Source organism: Paucibacter hankyongi, from assembly GCF_037482915.1.
Taxonomy (GTDB): domain Bacteria; phylum Pseudomonadota; class Gammaproteobacteria; order Burkholderiales; family Burkholderiaceae_C; genus Paucibacter_A; species Paucibacter_A hankyongi.
On the sequence record NZ_JBBHJX010000003.1, the window covers coordinates 442864 to 459178 of the forward strand.

Genomic DNA, 16315 nt, shown 5'->3' on the forward strand with positions numbered 1-16315 from the left:
CGCATGCGCATCGCCATCATCGGCGCCGGAATTGCCGGCGTCACCAGCGCCTTCGAGTGCGCTAACGACGGTCACCAAGTCACCGTTTTCGAGCGACGCAGCAGCGTGGCTGCCGAAGGCAGCTTTGCCAACACCGGCTTCGCCGCACCGGCCCTGGCCCTGCCCTGGGCGGCGGCCCGCTTTCCGCGCCCCGGCGCAGGCGCACTAAGCTGGCAATGGCGCCGCTGGCGCGCCGAACGCAGCAAAGACCATGCCGCGCGCCAAGCCCTGCTGCTGCAGTTGGCGAGCTACAGCCACGGACGCCTGCAAGAACTGCGCAAACGCCTGCAACTGGACTATGAGCGCACAGAGGGTCAGTTGTTACTCTTGCGTCATGAGCGCGAGTTACGCGCCATTCAAGCGCAATTGGACCTGATGCAAAGCCTGGGCCTGCCGCATCAATTCCTGAGCCCTGAACAATGCCTGGCACTTGAGCCCGGCCTGAACCCGGAGACCCCGTTGCACGGCGGCATCCAGTTGAGCCAGGCCGAGGTCGGCAACTGCCGTCAGTTCAGCCATCTGATGCGCATCGAAGCGCAGCGCCTGGGCGTGCAGTTCCGTTTTCACACCACGGTGCGCAGCATCACCCCCGGCCAGCCGGCATCGCTGATCCACGAACACACCATACCCCCGGAAGGCCTCGGCGCAGCAACCCGCGGGCCCGACAAGCAAGACGCCGGAGACACGCAGCCCGCCCCGCTGGGCCCCGTTCAGGAAAGCTTTGACGCCGTACTGATTTGCGCCGGCGCCGGCGCTCTGGCCCTGCTGCAGCCGCTGGGCCTCAAGCCCGCACTGAGTACGGTGCACGGCTACTCCATCACCGCGCCGCTGCGGCAACTCGAGGCCCACCCCGACCTCGGCCCCAGAGCCGGCCTGCTGGACCTGCGCCATCAGGTTTCAATCAGCCGCATCGGTCAGCGCGTGCGCATCGCCGGCGGCATCGAGACAGGCACATCGGCCACCCACTTCAAACCTGCCACGCTGGCACTGCTGCATCAGGTCTTGCACGACTGGTTCCCTGGCGCCATGCAGGTCGGCCAAGAACAGCGCTGGAAAGGCAGCCAGGCCCTGCTGCCCGACGGCTTGCCGCTGCTCGGCGCCAGTGGGCTGGCCGGCGTCTGGCTGAACCTGGCCCAAGGCTCGGCCAACAGCCTGGATTGGCCACTCGCCTGCGGCGCGGCTCGGGTGCTGGCCGATCAAATCTGCAAGCGCAAGACGGACGTCGACGCCCCCGACACCACAGGGCTGGACATCGCACGTTTGGCCTGACAAGCTGAGGGCATGAACAAGCTTTTGCCCGCCGAATTCAACTGGCCGCTGCACTCGGCGGCCAGCAGCCGGGCCATCGAAGCGGCGGGATTGGCCGAACTGCCCACTCACATTTTGATGGAACGCGCGGGAACTAGCGTGGCACGCCTGAGTCTGGCGCTGGCGCCAGCGCAAGGTCCGATCTGGATTGTGTGCGGCCCCGGCAACAACGGCGGCGACGGCTTGGTGGCCGCTCGCCTGCTCCACGCTAACGGCCAGCAAGTACGGGTCAGCCTGGTCGGGCATAGGCCCGATCACCCACTCCCAGACGATGCCCAGGCCGCGCTGTGCGCCGCCCAGCAGGCCGGCGTCCGCATCAGCGCCGAACTCGAACAACCGCCAACCGGCACGCAGCTGGTCATTGACGCGCTGCTCGGGCTTGGCCTGAACCGAGCCCCGGCGCCGGCCTTCGAAGTCGCCATAGCGGCGTTGAATGCTTTATCTGCGCCGGTGCTGGCCGTCGACCTGCCCAGCGGCCTGCTGGCCGACAGTGGAGCCCTGGGTGGCAGCCTGGCGGTACAGGCACGGCACACGCTGAGCCTGCTTACGCTGAAGCCCGGCCTGTTCACGGCATTAGGGCGCCCCCATTGCGGCGAGATTTGGTTTGATGACTTGGCCGTACACACATCGCTCAAGGCCGACGCCACCCTGCTCGGGGCACAAACCATGCGACTCGGGACGAATGCCACTCCCTACAACCATGCCAAGCACAAGGGCAGTCAGGGCGATGTATTGGTACTGGGCGGCGCCGCCGGCATGCGCGGCGCGGCACGCTTGGCCGCTCGCGCAGCCTTGGCCGCCGGCGCCGGGCGTGTCTATGTTTGCCTGTTGGGTCAAGCCGCAGAAGATGCAAAAAACGCAGAAGGTGCAGTGAATACTGGCGCCGAGACAGAGGCCGATAGCCAGCGCCCGGAATTGATGCGGTATGCGCAACAGCGGCTGAACAACCCCGTAGATTGGCACCAGAAGATACTGGTCTGCGGCTGCGGCGCCGGACCCGGCGTGGCCGAGCTCTTGCCCACCCTGCTCGAGCACGGCCAAAGACTGGTGCTGGACGCAGACGCACTCAATGCGATCGCCGCCTCAGCCGCCCTGCAAACCCTGCTCGGCAAAAGGCAGTCACGAGGTCTGGCCACTGCCTTGACGCCACACCCGCTTGAAGCCGCCCGCTTGCTGGCTTGCGATACAGCAGAGATTCAAGCGAATCGTTTGGCGGCCGCACAGCAGCTGTCCGCAAAATTCAACAGCACCGTGATTCTGAAAGGCTCGGGCAGCATCGTTGCAAGCCCAGATCGGTTGCCCGCCATCAACAGCAGCGGCACAGCAGCCCTGGCCACCGCCGGCAGCGGCGATGTGCTGGCCGGTTGGCTGGGCGGCCTCTGGGCGCAACACCCGGACGCAGACCCTCACGCGCTGGCCTGCGCCGCCTGTTTTTGGCACGGTCGCGCCGCGGAGAGACAATCGGCCGGCCCCTTGCGTGCCGCCGATTTGGTGGAGCGCATGCATGCACTCCACCCGCTCGCGCAAGATCAACCGGATCACTGACCCATCCGCGCGCGGCTTATTGGCTGAACTGGCCGGCACGTGCCGGCCCTTGTTGACGCTTAGTAGCGCTTAGCGGCGCTTACGGGTACGCGGCTCCATGGCTGCACTTGTCGACTTGACCTCACCCTTGCCACGCGCAGCCTGCCGGGCAGCCTTGATCGGATGCGCCGCCGCGCCCGCCGAAGCCCCCGCAACGCCTGCCCCTGCACCGCGCGGGGGCTTGCCCTTGCGGCCACCTTTGCCAGCCTTCTTCAAGGCCCGGTCTTCACGCCGCACCTGCTCCAACTCGGCCACAGCCGACATCGGCTGACGCTCCGCCGCGCCAAGGCCCGCCTTATCGCGCTGCGCGCGCGCCAGCAACTTGGCTTCGTCACTGTCTTGCACCAGCCGGAAATCAATCTTGCGGGCATCCAGATCAACACGGCTGACCTGCACCTGAACTCGGGCGCCGGTGGCATAACGGATGCCGGTACGCTCGCCGCGCAACTCCTGCCGGACTTCGTCAAACCGGAAGTACTCGCCGCCAAGTTCGGTGATGTGGATCAGCCCCTCCACATAAAGCGCGTCGAGTTGCACAAACAGACCAAAGCTGGTCACCGCGCTGACGGTGCCGGCAAACTCCTCACCCAGGTGCTCGCGCATATAGCGGCACTTGAGCCACGCTTCGACATCACGCGAGGCCTCATCAGCGCGTCGCTCGTTGGCGCTGCAATGCGCCCCCACCACCTCCCAACGCTCGACCTCGGTGGAGGCTTTTGCCGGATCGATCGGCGCGGCCCGACCCGGCCGCTTGGCCGCCATCGGCACCTCCATCTTGCCGGCATCGAGGTGGTAACGCTTGTCGGCCAGAATGGCCTTGATGACACGGTGCACCAAGAGATCGGGGTAACGCCGGATCGGGCTGGTGAAGTGGGTATAGGCCAAATAAGACAAGCCGAAATGCCCGGCATTGGCCGAGGTGTAGATCGCCTGCTGCATGGAACGCAACAACATCGCGTGGATCTGCGTTGAATCGACCCGGTCCTTGGTGGCCGCGGCAATCGCCGCATACTCACCCGGCTTGGGATCGTCACTGATCGACAGACCCAGACCCAAGGCGCGCAGATAGGCCTGCAGGGCAATTCGCTTCTCGGGCGTCGGGCCCTCATGAACCCGGAACAGCGAGCCATGCTTGGACTGCGCGATGAAATCGGCCGCGCAGACATTGGCTGCCAACATGGCCTCCTCGATCAATCGATGAGCCTCGTTACGGGTGCGCGGAATGATCTTCTCGATGCGGCCGTTGTCGTCGCAGACGATCTGCGTCTCGGTGGTATCGAAGTCAATCGCGCCGCGCCGTGAGCGCTCAGCCAACAAGGCCCGATACACCTCGTGTAGATGCAATAAATGCGGCACCAGATCACTGCGCTTGGCCGCCTCGGGTCCATGGGTATTGCCCAAAATCGCCGCCACCTCGTTGTAGGTGAAACGCGCATGCGAGCGGATCACCGCCGGATAGAACTGGTAAGCCTGCACCTCGCCACCCTCGGTGACGAGCATGTCGCAGACCATCGACAGGCGATCCTCATAAGGGTTCAGCGAACACAGCCCATTCGAGAGTTTTTCCGGCAGCATCGGAATGACGCGGCGCGGGAAGTAGACCGAGGTGGCGCGCTCGTAGGCGTCAGCATCGAGCGGGTCGCCCGGTTTGACGTAGTGGCTGACATCGGCAATGGCAACCAACAAGCGCCAGCCCGTAAAGGCATTCTTGCCGCGCCCCTGCTTGTGGGGCTCGCAATAGACGGCATCGTCAAAGTCGCGCGCGTCCTCGCCGTCAATCGTCACCAAGGGAACATCGCGCAGATCAATGCGATGCTTCAAATCGGCAGCGCGCAATTTATCCGGCAGCTTGGCCGCCTGCGCCAGAGTCTCGGCGCTGAAACGATGCGGCACCTCGTATTTGCGCACGGCGATCTCGATCTCCATGCCCGGGTCATCAATTTCACCTAACACCTCAACCACACGGCCCACCGGCTGTGCATACAGCGACGGCGGCTCGATCAACTCGACCGCCACCACCTGCCCGGCCACCGCATTGGCAAGCCCGTTTTTGGGGATCAGGATGTCCTGTCCCATGCGCTTGTCTTCCGGCGCCACCAGCCAAATACCGGACTCCAGCAGCAAGCGGCCAATGATTGGCTTTTTCTTGCGCTCCAGGATCTCCAGCACACGACCCTCGGGGCGCCCGCGCTTGTCCATCCGCACGATGCGCACCCGCAGCCGATCGCCATGCATGACCGCATGCATCTCCTGCGAAGACAGATAAATGTCTTGCTGACCCACATCGGGCAGCAAGAAGCCATGTCCATCCCGGTGCCCCTGCACCACACCCTCGACCTCGCTCAGCAGCGATCCGCCTTCTTGCGCCACGGGGGCGCTTGCATTCTTAATATTTTTGATGATAGAATCCTTGCTTTCCTGAGATGCCCAGGTGGCGGAATTGGTAGACGCACTAGTTTCAGGTACTAGCGGGTAACTCCGTGGAGGTTCGAGTCCTCTCCTGGGCACCAAGATTGAAATAAATCCAAAAGAATGGCCGCATGTTGAACGACATGCGGCCATTTTGCTTTGTGGGCCGGGAAATCCCAATCGATTTCCGATACAGGATATCCAATCGATTGCCGCGCACCCCACCCTGCGCCAGGGTCACAAAGCGGCCTGCAATAGTTCCAACTCTGAAAGCAACAAGCCGACCCGTTCTCACGTTGCCGGCTTGTTTTGCGTGCATCAGTTGAAGCTCAATCAGTGCTTCAGAGCGCTTCAGACGACGAATTTCTTGGCCAGCGCATCCGGCCGCATATCGTCGTACTCCTCGAAGGGCTGATGAATCCACGGGCTCGTGTCCAGCATCTCGACGTAGTAGTCGGGTGTGTAAGCCGAAACACCCTTGGTCCAGATCACTGCCGAGCGAAGCTCGCTGATCGAGGGCATGCCGCGCAGGCGCTCAACCACCGCCTTCAGCGTCACGCCGGAGTCAGCCAGGTCGTCGACCAGCAGCACGCGCCCCGCCAACTCACCCTTGGGCATGGTGATGTACTTGGCAATATCCAAACGTCCCTGAATCGTGCCAGCTTCGGCACGGTAGGAACTGGTGGACATGATGCCCAGAGGCTTGTCAAACACACGCGACAGCACATCGCCCGGGCGCATGCCACCACGCGCCAGACACAGGATTTGATCGAACTCCCAGCCCGATGCATGGATCTTGAGCGCCAGGCGCTCGGTCAGCATGTGGTACTCGTCCCAGGACACGTACAAATGTTTGCCGTCGTCAGTCAACATAGAGGGCAACTCCTGTCAGATGAATAAAGAGGTCATGATTCGCCGCTGGCGACTCAAGCTTGGTAAGGGTGACGCAGCACGATGGTGTGCTCGCGATCGGGGCCTGTGGACACCATGTCTATCGGCGCGCCGATGACTTCCTTGATGCGAGCCAGATAGCTGCGCGCATTGGCAGGCAGTTTGTCCCAATCGGTAATGCCAAACGTGACCTCGCTCCAACCCGGGAAGGTTTCATAGATCGCCTCGCTGCCCACGATTTCGTCGCCGTCCAAGGGCAAGATATCAAGCAGGCGCCCGTCGGCCAGTTTGTAGCCCACGCACATCTTGATCTCAGACAGGCCATCAAGCACATCCAGCTTGGTGATACACAAGCCGGTGATGCCGTTGATGATGACAGAGCGCTTCAGGGCCGCCGCGTCAAACCAGCCACAGCGACGGGCGCGGCCGGTGACGGTACCCTTCTCTTGGCCCACCGTAGACAAGTGATAACCGACCGTGCCTTCCTTCTCCCACTCCAACTCGGTCGGGAACGGACCCGAGCCGACGCGCGTGGTGTAGGCCTTGGTGATGCCCAGCATGTAATGCAGCATCTGCGGACCAACACCGGCGCCCGCTGCGGCATTGCCGGCCACGCAGTTGCTGGACGTCACATAGGGATAGGTGCCGTGGTCAATGTCCAGCAGCGTCCCTTGGGCGCCCTCGAACAAGATATTGGCGCCACCCTGGTGGGCCTTGTGGATCATGTAGCCCACATCCGCCATCATCGGCTTGATGACCTCGGCCATCTTCATGGCTTGATCGAAGACGGGCTGGAACTCCAAGGCCTTGGCATTCAAATAGCCGCTGAGTGCGAAGTTGTGCAAGTCCAGCAACTCGCGCAGTTTCTTGGCGAAACGCTCGGGGTGCTTCAAATCTTGCACGCGCAGAGCACGACGCGCCACCTTGTCTTCATAGGCTGGGCCGATCCCCTTGCCGGTGGTGCCGATCTTGCCGGCGCCACTGCTTTCACGCAGCGCTTCGCGAGCCTTGTCCACTTCCACATGGAAGGGCAGGATCAAGGGGCAGGACTCGCTGATGAACAGGCGCGAGCGAACTTCCACACCTGCCTTTTCCAGGCGTTCAATCTCGCCCAGCAAATGGGTCGGGTCCACCACCACGCCATTGCCGATATAGCAGGCCACGCCGTCACGCATGATGCCCGACGGAATCAACTGCAAGGCAGTCTTGACGCCCTTGATAACCAGCGTATGGCCCGCGTTATGGCCACCCTGAAAACGAACGACGCCTTGAGCGTGATCGGTCATCCAGTCGACGACCTTGCCCTTGCCTTCGTCACCCCACTGGGTGCCCACAACGACCACATTCCGGCCGCGCGTGATTTCGCTTTGCATCTTGATAATCCGATGATCAAAAAAGTGATGTCAGTCAGGCCACGCTCAAAGCGCGCGCACCAACCACTGAGTGTCGACCCGCACCAACTCGCGGTCGCAGTCGAATTCTTCGCCTTCATGCTCGTGGCCCGGCAATATGCAGACCACGGTTTCGCCCGCCTCTCTCAGCTTGCGCACCGCAGCGCGCAACTCGGCATTTTCACCCCACGGTGCCCGCACCGCCGCACGCAGCGGCGCAGCCGGACTCAAGGCCTCCAGCACCTTCAAATCCAGGCTGAAGCCTACCGCAGGACGGCGCCGTCCGAACACCGCACCCACCTCGTCATAACGGCCACCACGCAGCACGGCCTCGCTGGCCCCTTCCGCATACAAGGCAAATCGCACGCCGCTGTAATAGGCAAAGCCGGTCAGGTCGGCCAGATCAACACCGATCGACACCTCCGGGTGCGTCTGCTGCAAATGCTTGCTCAGCCACTCCAGATCATCGAGCGCCGCGGTAATCAGCGGGTGTGCCGGCAATTGCTGACGCGCACGTACCAAGACCTCAAGGCCGCCATAAAGCGACAAGAGCTGCAGCAAGCCTTGCTGCACGCCCAAACTCAGGTCCCGGCTGGCCAGGCGCAGCGCAGCGCCATCCTTGCTTGCCAGCGCCGCAATCAAGGCATCCATGACCGCAGGCGCAGGCTCGGCATCGGCCAACACGCCACGCAGCAAGCGCGCGTCTCCGAGGTCCAGCACCGCATATTGGAGTCCGGCGCGCTTGACCGCATCGAGCGCCAATTCCTGCACTTCGAGGTCGGCCTCAAGACCGGCATGGCCATAGATTTCGATACCGAATTGCAGCGGCTCGCGCGTTGCATGCAGGCCACTGGTGCGCGTGCGTAAAACTGGGCCGCAATAGCAAAGCCGGGTCACGCCGACGCGATTGAGCAAATGGGCGTCGATCCGAGCGACTTGCGGGGTGGTGTCGGCGCGCACGCCCAAACTGCGCCCCGAGAGCTGATCGACCAGTTTGAAGGTCTGCAGATCCAGCTCATGGCCGGCACCGCTCAGCAAGGACTCGAGGTGCTCCAACAGCGGGGGCATCACCAGTTCGCAACCGTAGCTGCGGGCCATGTCCAAGAGCTCGCGACGGATCTCTTCAATACGGCGCGCCTGTGAGGGCAATACGTCAGCAATATGCTCAGGCAGCAGCCAAGCAGAGACCATGTGAGTATGGGATCCGGTTAAAAACGGCATTGTACCGGCGTCAAGCGCCGCGGCCAGCTTTCACCGAAGACTTGAACGGTCTCTTGTGCCTAACGCCACAGCAAAACCACACCCAACAGCCCCGCCAAGATGCTGGCCAAGCCGATGAAGCGGATTTGCCCATCGGTCATTGCCAGCATGCGCGCAAAAACCTGCCGCCACATCTGAGGACTCAGAAAAGGCAGCAGACCCTCGATCACTAGCATCAAGGCCAATGCCAGCAGCAGGGTCTGCGACAAGATTGAGTCGCCTTATTTGCGCGGCGCAGGAGCAGCCGCACCGGCACTGCCCGAACCCCGCATCGACTTGAAGAAGTCACTGCTCGGGTCAACCACCATCACGTCCGATTTGTTGCGGAAGCTGCTGCGATACGCCTCCAGCTGACGGTAGAACTGAGCGAATTGCGGATCACGGCCAAAGGCGTCGGCATACAGGGCCGAGGCCTTGGCGTCGCCTTCACCCTTGATCTTTTGGGCATCGCGGTAGGCTTCGGCAACGATCACTTCGCGCTGGCGGTCGGCGTCGGCACGAATTTTTTCGCCATCAGCGCCACCGGTCGAACGCAACTCATTGGCGACACGCTTGCGCTCCGACTCCATGCGGCGATAGACGGAATCGGTGATGTTGGCGGCGAAGTCAACCCGCTTGATCCGCACATCGAGGATTTCGATACCGAACTGCTTGGCCTCGTCCTCGAGGCGCTTGCGCACGTCGTTCATGACCTTCTCACGCTCGGTCGCCAGCACCGACAAAACGGTGCGCTTGGTGACTTCTTCGTTGAAGGCCGCCTGCACCACCGGGCTCAGTCGGTTCTCAACATTGCGCATGTCGGAACCGTTGTTGCGGATGAACTGACGCGGCTCGGCGACGCGCCATTTGATCAGCCAGTCGATCACCAGACTCTTCTTTTCGGCCGTGAAAATCGGGCGCGACTCGGGGCTGTCCAGGGTCTGCACTCGACGGTCAAGCAGGACGACGTTCTGCAAGGGCGGCGGCAACTTGAACTTCAAGCCCGGCTCAGTGATCACTTCCTTGATCTCACCCAGGGCATAAACAACGGCAAACTGGCGCTGGTCAATGACAAACAGCATCGAGCTGGCCAACATCAGAGCGACCAAGGCTCCAGCAACAATGGCGGCAATACGATTCATCTGCATAACTCCCTGATTCATCAGCGGCCGTCACGGCTGCGCAAGCCGTCACGGGAACGCACATCGTTGCTGACCGCCGGCGCCGTGCTCTCGGCCGCGGGCGTGACCACTGGCGGCGATGCCGTCACCGTGCCGGTGCTTTGCTGGATCAATTTATCCAGAGGGAGGTACAGCAGATTGGAGCCGCTGCGGCTGTCCACCATCACCTTGCTGACGTTCGAGTAGACCTGCTGCATGGTGTCGGTGTAGAGGCGATCACGCGTCACGCCGGGCGCCTTTTGATACTCGCTCAAGACGCTTTTGAAGCGCTGCGCATCACCCTCGGCCTGCGCCACTACGCGAGACTTGTAGCCTTCCGCCTCTTCCAGCAAACGTGCCGAGGTGCCTTGGGCCTTCGGAATCACGTCATTGGCGTAGGCCTGACCTTCGTTCTTCAGGCGCTCACGGTCGGCGCCGGCCTTGAAGGCATCATCAAACGCGGCCTGCACCTGCTCGGGCGGAGCCACGTTCTGCACATTAACGTTTTTGATCTGAATGCCGGCCTTCAAACGATCGAGCTGCACTTGGACAGACTTGACCAGGTCCACGGCAATCGCATCGCGTTGCTCATAAAGCACCGAGTCCATCTTGCTCTTGCCAACGATTTCGCGCACGGCAGATTCGGCAGCCAGCACCACGGCCTCATCGGGGTTGCGGTTCTCGAACAAATAGTCGCGCGCATCCTTCAGCGTGTATTGCACGGTGAAGCGGATGTCGACGATGTTTTCATCCTGGGTCAACATCGACGAGTCGCGCAAACCTGTGGCCTGTACGACCGAGTTACGACCCACCTCGACCTGGCGCAGTTGCGTCACCGAGACCACTTCATCAGCCTGGAAGGGATAAGGCAGGCGCCACTGGAAGCCCGCCTCGACGGTCTTGCTGTATTTGCCAAACGAGGTCACGACCGCTTGCTGGCCTTCTTGCACGATGAAGAAGCCACTACCCAGCCAACCCAACAAGACCACGCCACCGATCAAACCAGCGCCGATGCCGGCGCTCTTCATATCGGGTTGGAAATTGTTGCCGCCGCCATTGCTGCCATTGCCGCCGGAGTCATTGCCTCCGGAAGGCTTGCCGCCAAACATGCCGGACAGCTTGCGGTTGAAGTCGCGCCACAGCTCATCCAAATCGGGCGGTCCGTCATTGCGGCCATTGTTCAAATGGCGCCCAGCGCGCCAACCGGCGGGCAGCAAGCCGCCCAGCAAGGCCAATGTGGCCTCGGCCAGCGGTTTCAAACGACCGGCTGCCTGATTCTCGGGGCGCCGCTCGCGGCTCACTGGCTCAAAGGTATTCATGCTCATGCCTGTGTGGGGTGGGTAGCTGCTGGGTCCACATCGGACTGCGCAGCAGAGTTCTCGGGATCGAACTCCGCCTCATCATCTGGGGGAGTGTCGGTCGAATTCAAGTCAAGGCCTCGGGGATCTTCGGGATCAAAGGCGTGGATCGGTTTGCGTTGCATCGCCTCAACGATCTGCGCCCGAAGCAGGTCCAGGCCGCTGCCGTCCAAAGCACTGACAAACACGCGAGGCACCCGCTGGCCGCCACCTAGGCCGTCGCCCGGGCGCTCGATCCAATCCATCGGCTCACGCGGCAACTGGCTCTCTTCCAGCATGTCTTGCTTGTTGTAGACAAGAATCTGGGGAATCGCGGCCGCGCCAATTTCGTCGAGGACGCGCTCCACCTCCAGCATCTGCTCATCCAGCAAGGGCGAGGCTGCGTCCACCACATGCAAGAGCAAGTCGGCATCGGCCGCCTCCTGCAGGGTGGCCCGGAAAGCCACCACCAATTTGTGCGGCAGATCTCGGATGAAGCCGACCGTATCGGACAAGGACACGCTGGTGCCGGCCTGCTCCAGATAAAGCGAGCGAGTGGTCGTGTCCAGCGTGGCGAACAATTGATCGGCCGCGTAGGTGCGAGCCTTCACCAAGGCATTGAACAAGGTCGACTTGCCTGCATTGGTGTAGCCGACCAGCGACACACGGAATACGCTGTTACGTGCGCGTGCCCGTTGCTGGGTGCTGCGCTGGCGCTCGACCTTCTTCAGCTTGTCTTTGATGTTCTTGATGCGATCATCGATCATGCGCCGATCCAACTCGATCTGCGCTTCACCCGGGCCGCCGCGCATGCCGATACCGCCGCTTTGACGTTCCAAGTGACTCCAGCGCCGCACCAGGCGGGTTGCCAGGTACTGTAGCCGGGCCAATTCGACCTGCATCTTGCCCTCATGGCTCTTGGCCCGAGCGGCAAAAATCTCCAGGATCAAGGCAGTGCGGTCGGCCACGGGCACGCCCAAGACACGCTCCAGATTGCGCTGCTGCGCGGGCGATATCGCCTGATCAAACAGCACGGTATGTGCCTGGTGAGCCTGCACCAAGAGTTTGATCTCATCGGCTTTGCCGGAACCGACAAACAGGGCCGCATCGGGCGCCTGCCGTCGCGCAATGACGCGCGCTACCGGCGTATCACCGGCTGATTCGGCCAACAAGGCCAACTCGTCCAGCGTGGCATCAAAGGTCGAAGCGGTTTTGGGCGAACGACCAAAGTCAACGCCTACCAAAATGGCGCGAGCCACCTCGGTCGGTGCCTGCGCGCCATGGGCGGGTTGAGAGGAAGAAGAGGATGTCAAGGTGTGTTGGGCGGGCCGAGGCCAGTCAAGGAGCGCGTTGCCCCGGAATCAAGCAGCGTCGTCGGCGCCGTCGGCAGCATGGAAGTTCACCGCACGACCCGGCACCACGGTCGAGATGGCGTGCTTGTAAACCATCTGAGTCACGGTATTGCGCAGCAGCACCACATACTGGTCGAAGGACTCGATCTGACCTTGCAACTTGATGCCATTGACCAGATAGATGGACACCGGCACATGCTCTTTACGCAGCAGGTTCAGGAAGGGGTCTTGCAGGAGTTGGCCTTTATTGCTCACGATATGCTCCGTGTTGTGAGAGGGTTTCTAAGTAACAGTTTCGACCTTAACACAGGCTAGGACTTGCCATCGCTGTGAGGTCTGTGACAAATCGTCTTTCAGTCTTTGTCACTGAAAGGATTCTTGGACGAGCGCATTTCAATGCGCATTGGCGTACCAACCAGTTTGTAGTGAGCGCGAATGCGCCCTTCCAGATAACGCTTATAGACCTCGGTCACCCCTTCCAAGGAGTTACCGTGCACGATCACCAAGGGCGGATTCATACCGCCCTGGTGCGCGTAACGCAGCTTGGGTCGGAAATGCCCGCTGCGTTTCGGCGTTTGGTGCTCAACCGCTTCCTGAATCAGGCGGGTCAAGACCGGCGTGGTCATCTTGCGGTAGGCCGAAGAGTAGGCATCCGCCAGTGCGTTCCACAAAGGGCCCAGGCCCTGGCGCTTCAAGGCCGAAATATTGTGGATCGGGGCAAATTTCAGGAAGGCAAGGCGCTGCTCGATCGAGCGCTGCAACTGCTCGCGCTGATAGCTGTCGATCGCGTCCCATTTATTAACGGCCAACACCACGGCGCGGCCGCTCTCCAAGATGTAGCCGGCAATATGGGCGTCCTGGTCCGACACACCCTGGGTGGCGTCCAGCAGCAGCAGCACAACATTGGCATCGGCAATCGCCTGCAAGGTCTTGACAACCGAGAACTTCTCGATCGCCTCAAACACCTTGCCCTTGCGGCGCAGGCCGGCGGTGTCGATCAACTGGAACTGCTGGCCATTGCGCTCAAACGGCACGCTGATGGCGTCGCGCGTGGTGCCGGGCATATCGAAGGCGACCAGGCGCTCTTCACCCAGCCAGGTGTTGATCAGCGTGCTCTTGCCGACATTGGGGCGGCCGGCCACGGCCAAGCGGATCACGCCGTCCGGCACTTGGCTCGGTTCTTCTTCCTCATCGAACTCGAAGGGCTCGAGCACCGCCTCCATCAGGCTGCGGATACCCTGCCCGTGCGAGGCCGAAATGGGGTGCGGCTCGCCCATGCCGAGTTCGAAAAACTCGCCCAACAAGGGCGACTCGCTCATGCCTTCGGCCTTGTTGACGCACAAAAAGATGCGTTTGCTGGCCTGGCGCAGATAGCGCGCAATGTCTGAGTCCTGAGCCGACAGGCCCAGGCGTACATCGACCACAAAAATCACCGCATCCGCCTCGGCCACGGCCTGGCGGGTCTGCTTGGCCATTTCCTTGACGATGCCGGTGGTGCTGTCGGGCTCAAAACCGCCGGTATCGACGACGGTGAACTCCTGATTGCCGATGCGGCCATCACCATAGTGGCGGTCGCGGGTCAGACCGGCAAAGTCCGCCACGATCGCATCGCGCGTCTTGGTGAGCCGGTTGAACAGCGTGGACTTGCCCACATTGGGGCGACCGACGAGGGCGATGACGGGTTTCATATTGTTCTTATTCTCTCTAACTACAAAGGGTTCAAGGGCGAATCAGACGCCGATTTTCGCCCTCATTCGGGGCGCATGGCGAACAATCCGCCATTGCGTGTGGCCACCAAGATGGTTTGACCCAGCGCCACCGGCGCGGCTGCGACGGCCGAACCATCGGTCGACAAACGCAGCTGGGTCTTGCCGGTTTCCTTGGAAACGAAGTGCACATAGCCCTCAAAGTCGCCGACCACCAGGGTCGAACCCAGGCTCAGCGGCGCACTCAACTGGCGATTCATAAACTGCTCGGCGGACCACTGCACATCGCCATTGGCGATATTCCAGGCGCTCAGGCGATCCGAGCCATCGGCACCAAAGAGCTGTTTGGCATCACCACCAAGGCCCAGCTTGCCGCCGATATTGCGACTCCAGATCAAGTTGCCCCGATCGGCATTGACGCAGCCCACGGCCGATTGGAAGGAGCGGGCACAAATCATGTCGCCATTGCGCAGCATCGGGCCCACCAGATCGGCCAAACGCTCCACCTCATTGGTACCGCGCGCGTTGCCGATGCTGACTTCCCAACGTACGCTGCCTTGCAAGGGGTCCACGCCGGTCAAACGGGCGCCCTGCCCCACGATCAAGGTGTCTTTATAGGCACCGATCACGCCGGCTTGCGCCAGTGTCAAAGGCTCACCGGGGCGACGCAGCACCCACAGCTTGCGGCCGTCTTGGGCGTCAAAAGCATGCACCTGACGGTCGACGGTCAGAACAAATACACGCTCACCCGCCACAAGCGGGGCGGCAATGATCGGTGTCGGCAGCGTCTTGCGCCAAAGCACGCGGCCGGCGTCCAGCAGCACCAGCTCGTTATCGCGCGTCACAACGGCGGCAAAGCGGCCATCGCTGCCCACTCCGGCGCTCAATTTCTGACCCACATCGGCGCGCCACAGCGACTGACCATCGCTGGCCTGCAAGGCCTGCACCACGCCGTCGCCGCCGGCCACCACGAACTGGTCACCGCGCGCGGCGATGGACAGCGGGAATTTGACGTTATCGACACGCCCCGTCCACACCACGCGCCCGGCGATGGTGGGCGTCAGCTGCTCCAACTCGGCCGGCTTGGCCGCGTTGGACGAGCCAAACAAAGAACAGCCGGTCATCAGGCCGCCGACCAGCAAGGCGCCAAACAATTGCAGCAACTTCATTTCGATGCTCCCTTGCCCGTCACTGCTGAGGCAGCCGCATCCGGGGCGGCCACACCCAAGGTGGCCAACTTAGCCTCAATCAGGCGACGGTAGTCTTGCTTGTCGCTCATCGCAGCCCAAGCCTTTTGATACTCAGCACGCGCCAAGTCGGGCTTGTTCTGCAAGAGCAAGAGGTCGCCACGACGATCGGCCAGCAAGGCAGAGAACTCGGGCGAGTTGATCTTGTCCAAGGTCTTGCCGGCCTCGTCGTACTGCTTGGCATCCATCTGCAAGGCAGACAAACGCAGGCGAGCGATCTGACGGTATTCATCTTCGGCGGCATTGTCGGCAGCCCAGGCCAAGCTGGCGCGGGCGGTGTCGGCGTCGCCCTTGTCGAACTGCAGCTTGGCGGCCAGCAAGGCGGCTTGCGCGGCGTAGCTGGTACGCGGGTAGCGCTCTTTCAGGTCCGCGAACACATGGCCGGCCTTGTCGGCTTCGACAGCTTGCACGGCGCGGTCAAATTCGTCGTACATGGCGGCGGCCTTGGCGGCCTGATCGCGCTGCCACCAGTTCCAGCCATTCCAGGCGGCAAACACGGCCAGCACCAAGGTGATGCCCCAGGTGATCAGATTGCCCCAGCGCTTCCAGAAAGCCTTCAGCTGATCCAGTTGTTCTTGTTCTTCGAGGTCGAGATGCGAGGCCATGGATGAATGTGTTCAGGAGTACTTTGAAAAGAATCTGCGAATGCGGC

Annotated in this window: 14 protein-coding genes and 1 tRNA gene; 3 read left to right on the forward strand and 12 right to left on the reverse strand. The window is 61.9% G+C overall.

The window, feature by feature from the left end; all coding sequences use genetic code 11:
* The first annotated feature begins 3 nt into the window (after positions 1-3).
* Together WG899_RS07930 and WG899_RS07935 are read left to right on the forward strand one after the other, a co-directional pair.
* Positions 4-1308, forward strand: coding sequence for an FAD-dependent oxidoreductase (locus WG899_RS07930; protein WP_339595081.1), 1305 nt, complete (start codon positions 4-6; stop codon positions 1306-1308).
* A 12-nt stretch (positions 1309-1320) separates the two neighbouring features.
* The gene (locus tag WG899_RS07935) at positions 1321-2892 is read left to right on the forward strand and encodes an NAD(P)H-hydrate dehydratase (RefSeq protein ID WP_339595082.1); all 1572 of its coding nucleotides are present in this window, start codon (positions 1321-1323) and stop codon (positions 2890-2892) included.
* Positions 2893-2961: 69 nt separating this feature from the next.
* Here WG899_RS07935 and rnr read toward each other — a convergent pair whose 3' ends face one another.
* On the reverse strand, positions 2962-5277 hold the full coding sequence (gene rnr, locus WG899_RS07940; protein WP_339595158.1) for a ribonuclease R: 2316 nt from the start codon (positions 5275-5277) through the stop codon (positions 2962-2964).
* 79 nt (positions 5278-5356) lie between these two features.
* On the opposite strand from rnr, the gene WG899_RS07945 reads away from it, so the two are divergent.
* Positions 5357-5441 (forward strand) — tRNA-Leu (locus tag WG899_RS07945).
* Positions 5442-5691: 250 nt separating this feature from the next.
* Here the strand turns inward: WG899_RS07945 and WG899_RS07950 are convergent.
* From WG899_RS07950 to WG899_RS08000, 11 genes are all read right to left on the reverse strand, one after another.
* On the reverse strand, positions 5692-6213 hold the full coding sequence (locus tag WG899_RS07950) for a phosphoribosyltransferase (protein ID WP_339595083.1): 522 nt from the start codon (positions 6211-6213) through the stop codon (positions 5692-5694).
* Between the two features lie 53 nt (positions 6214-6266).
* Positions 6267-7604, reverse strand: a complete 1338-nt coding sequence (locus WG899_RS07955; RefSeq protein ID WP_339595084.1) for an adenylosuccinate synthase — start codon at positions 7602-7604, stop codon at positions 6267-6269.
* Positions 7605-7649: 45 nt separating this feature from the next.
* On the reverse strand, positions 7650-8813 hold the full coding sequence (locus tag WG899_RS07960; protein ID WP_339595085.1) for an ATP phosphoribosyltransferase regulatory subunit: 1164 nt from the start codon (positions 8811-8813) through the stop codon (positions 7650-7652).
* Between the two features lie 89 nt (positions 8814-8902).
* Positions 8903-9091, reverse strand: a complete 189-nt coding sequence (locus WG899_RS07965; protein WP_339595086.1) for a DUF2065 domain-containing protein — start codon at positions 9089-9091, stop codon at positions 8903-8905.
* Positions 9092-9103: 12 nt separating this feature from the next.
* Positions 9104-10003: a protease modulator HflC gene (gene hflC, locus WG899_RS07970; protein WP_339595087.1), complete on the reverse strand. Its 900-nt coding sequence runs from the start codon at positions 10001-10003 to the stop codon at positions 9104-9106.
* 20 nt (positions 10004-10023) lie between these two features.
* Complete coding sequence (hflK, locus tag WG899_RS07975) at positions 10024-11340, reverse strand: FtsH protease activity modulator HflK (protein WP_339595088.1); 1317 nt, start codon at positions 11338-11340, stop codon at positions 10024-10026.
* 2 nt (positions 11341-11342) lie between these two features.
* Complete coding sequence (hflX, locus tag WG899_RS07980) at positions 11343-12617, reverse strand: GTPase HflX (RefSeq protein WP_444718825.1); 1275 nt, start codon at positions 12615-12617, stop codon at positions 11343-11345.
* A 102-nt stretch (positions 12618-12719) separates the two neighbouring features.
* Entirely contained in the window at positions 12720-12965 is a 246-nt protein-coding gene (gene hfq / locus WG899_RS07985) for an RNA chaperone Hfq (protein WP_263537065.1), read from the reverse strand.
* 98 nt (positions 12966-13063) lie between these two features.
* A complete protein-coding gene (gene der / locus WG899_RS07990) occupies positions 13064-14398 on the reverse strand; it encodes a ribosome biogenesis GTPase Der (protein WP_339595089.1) in 1335 nt (444 codons plus the stop codon).
* Positions 14399-14460: 62 nt separating this feature from the next.
* Entirely contained in the window at positions 14461-15585 is a 1125-nt protein-coding gene (gene bamB / locus WG899_RS07995) for an outer membrane protein assembly factor BamB (protein WP_339595090.1), read from the reverse strand.
* Positions 15582-16268: a YfgM family protein gene (locus WG899_RS08000; protein WP_339595091.1), complete on the reverse strand. Its 687-nt coding sequence runs from the start codon at positions 16266-16268 to the stop codon at positions 15582-15584. The genes bamB and WG899_RS08000 overlap by 4 nt, the downstream gene beginning before the upstream one ends.
* Between the last annotated feature and the right edge of the window lie 47 nt (positions 16269-16315).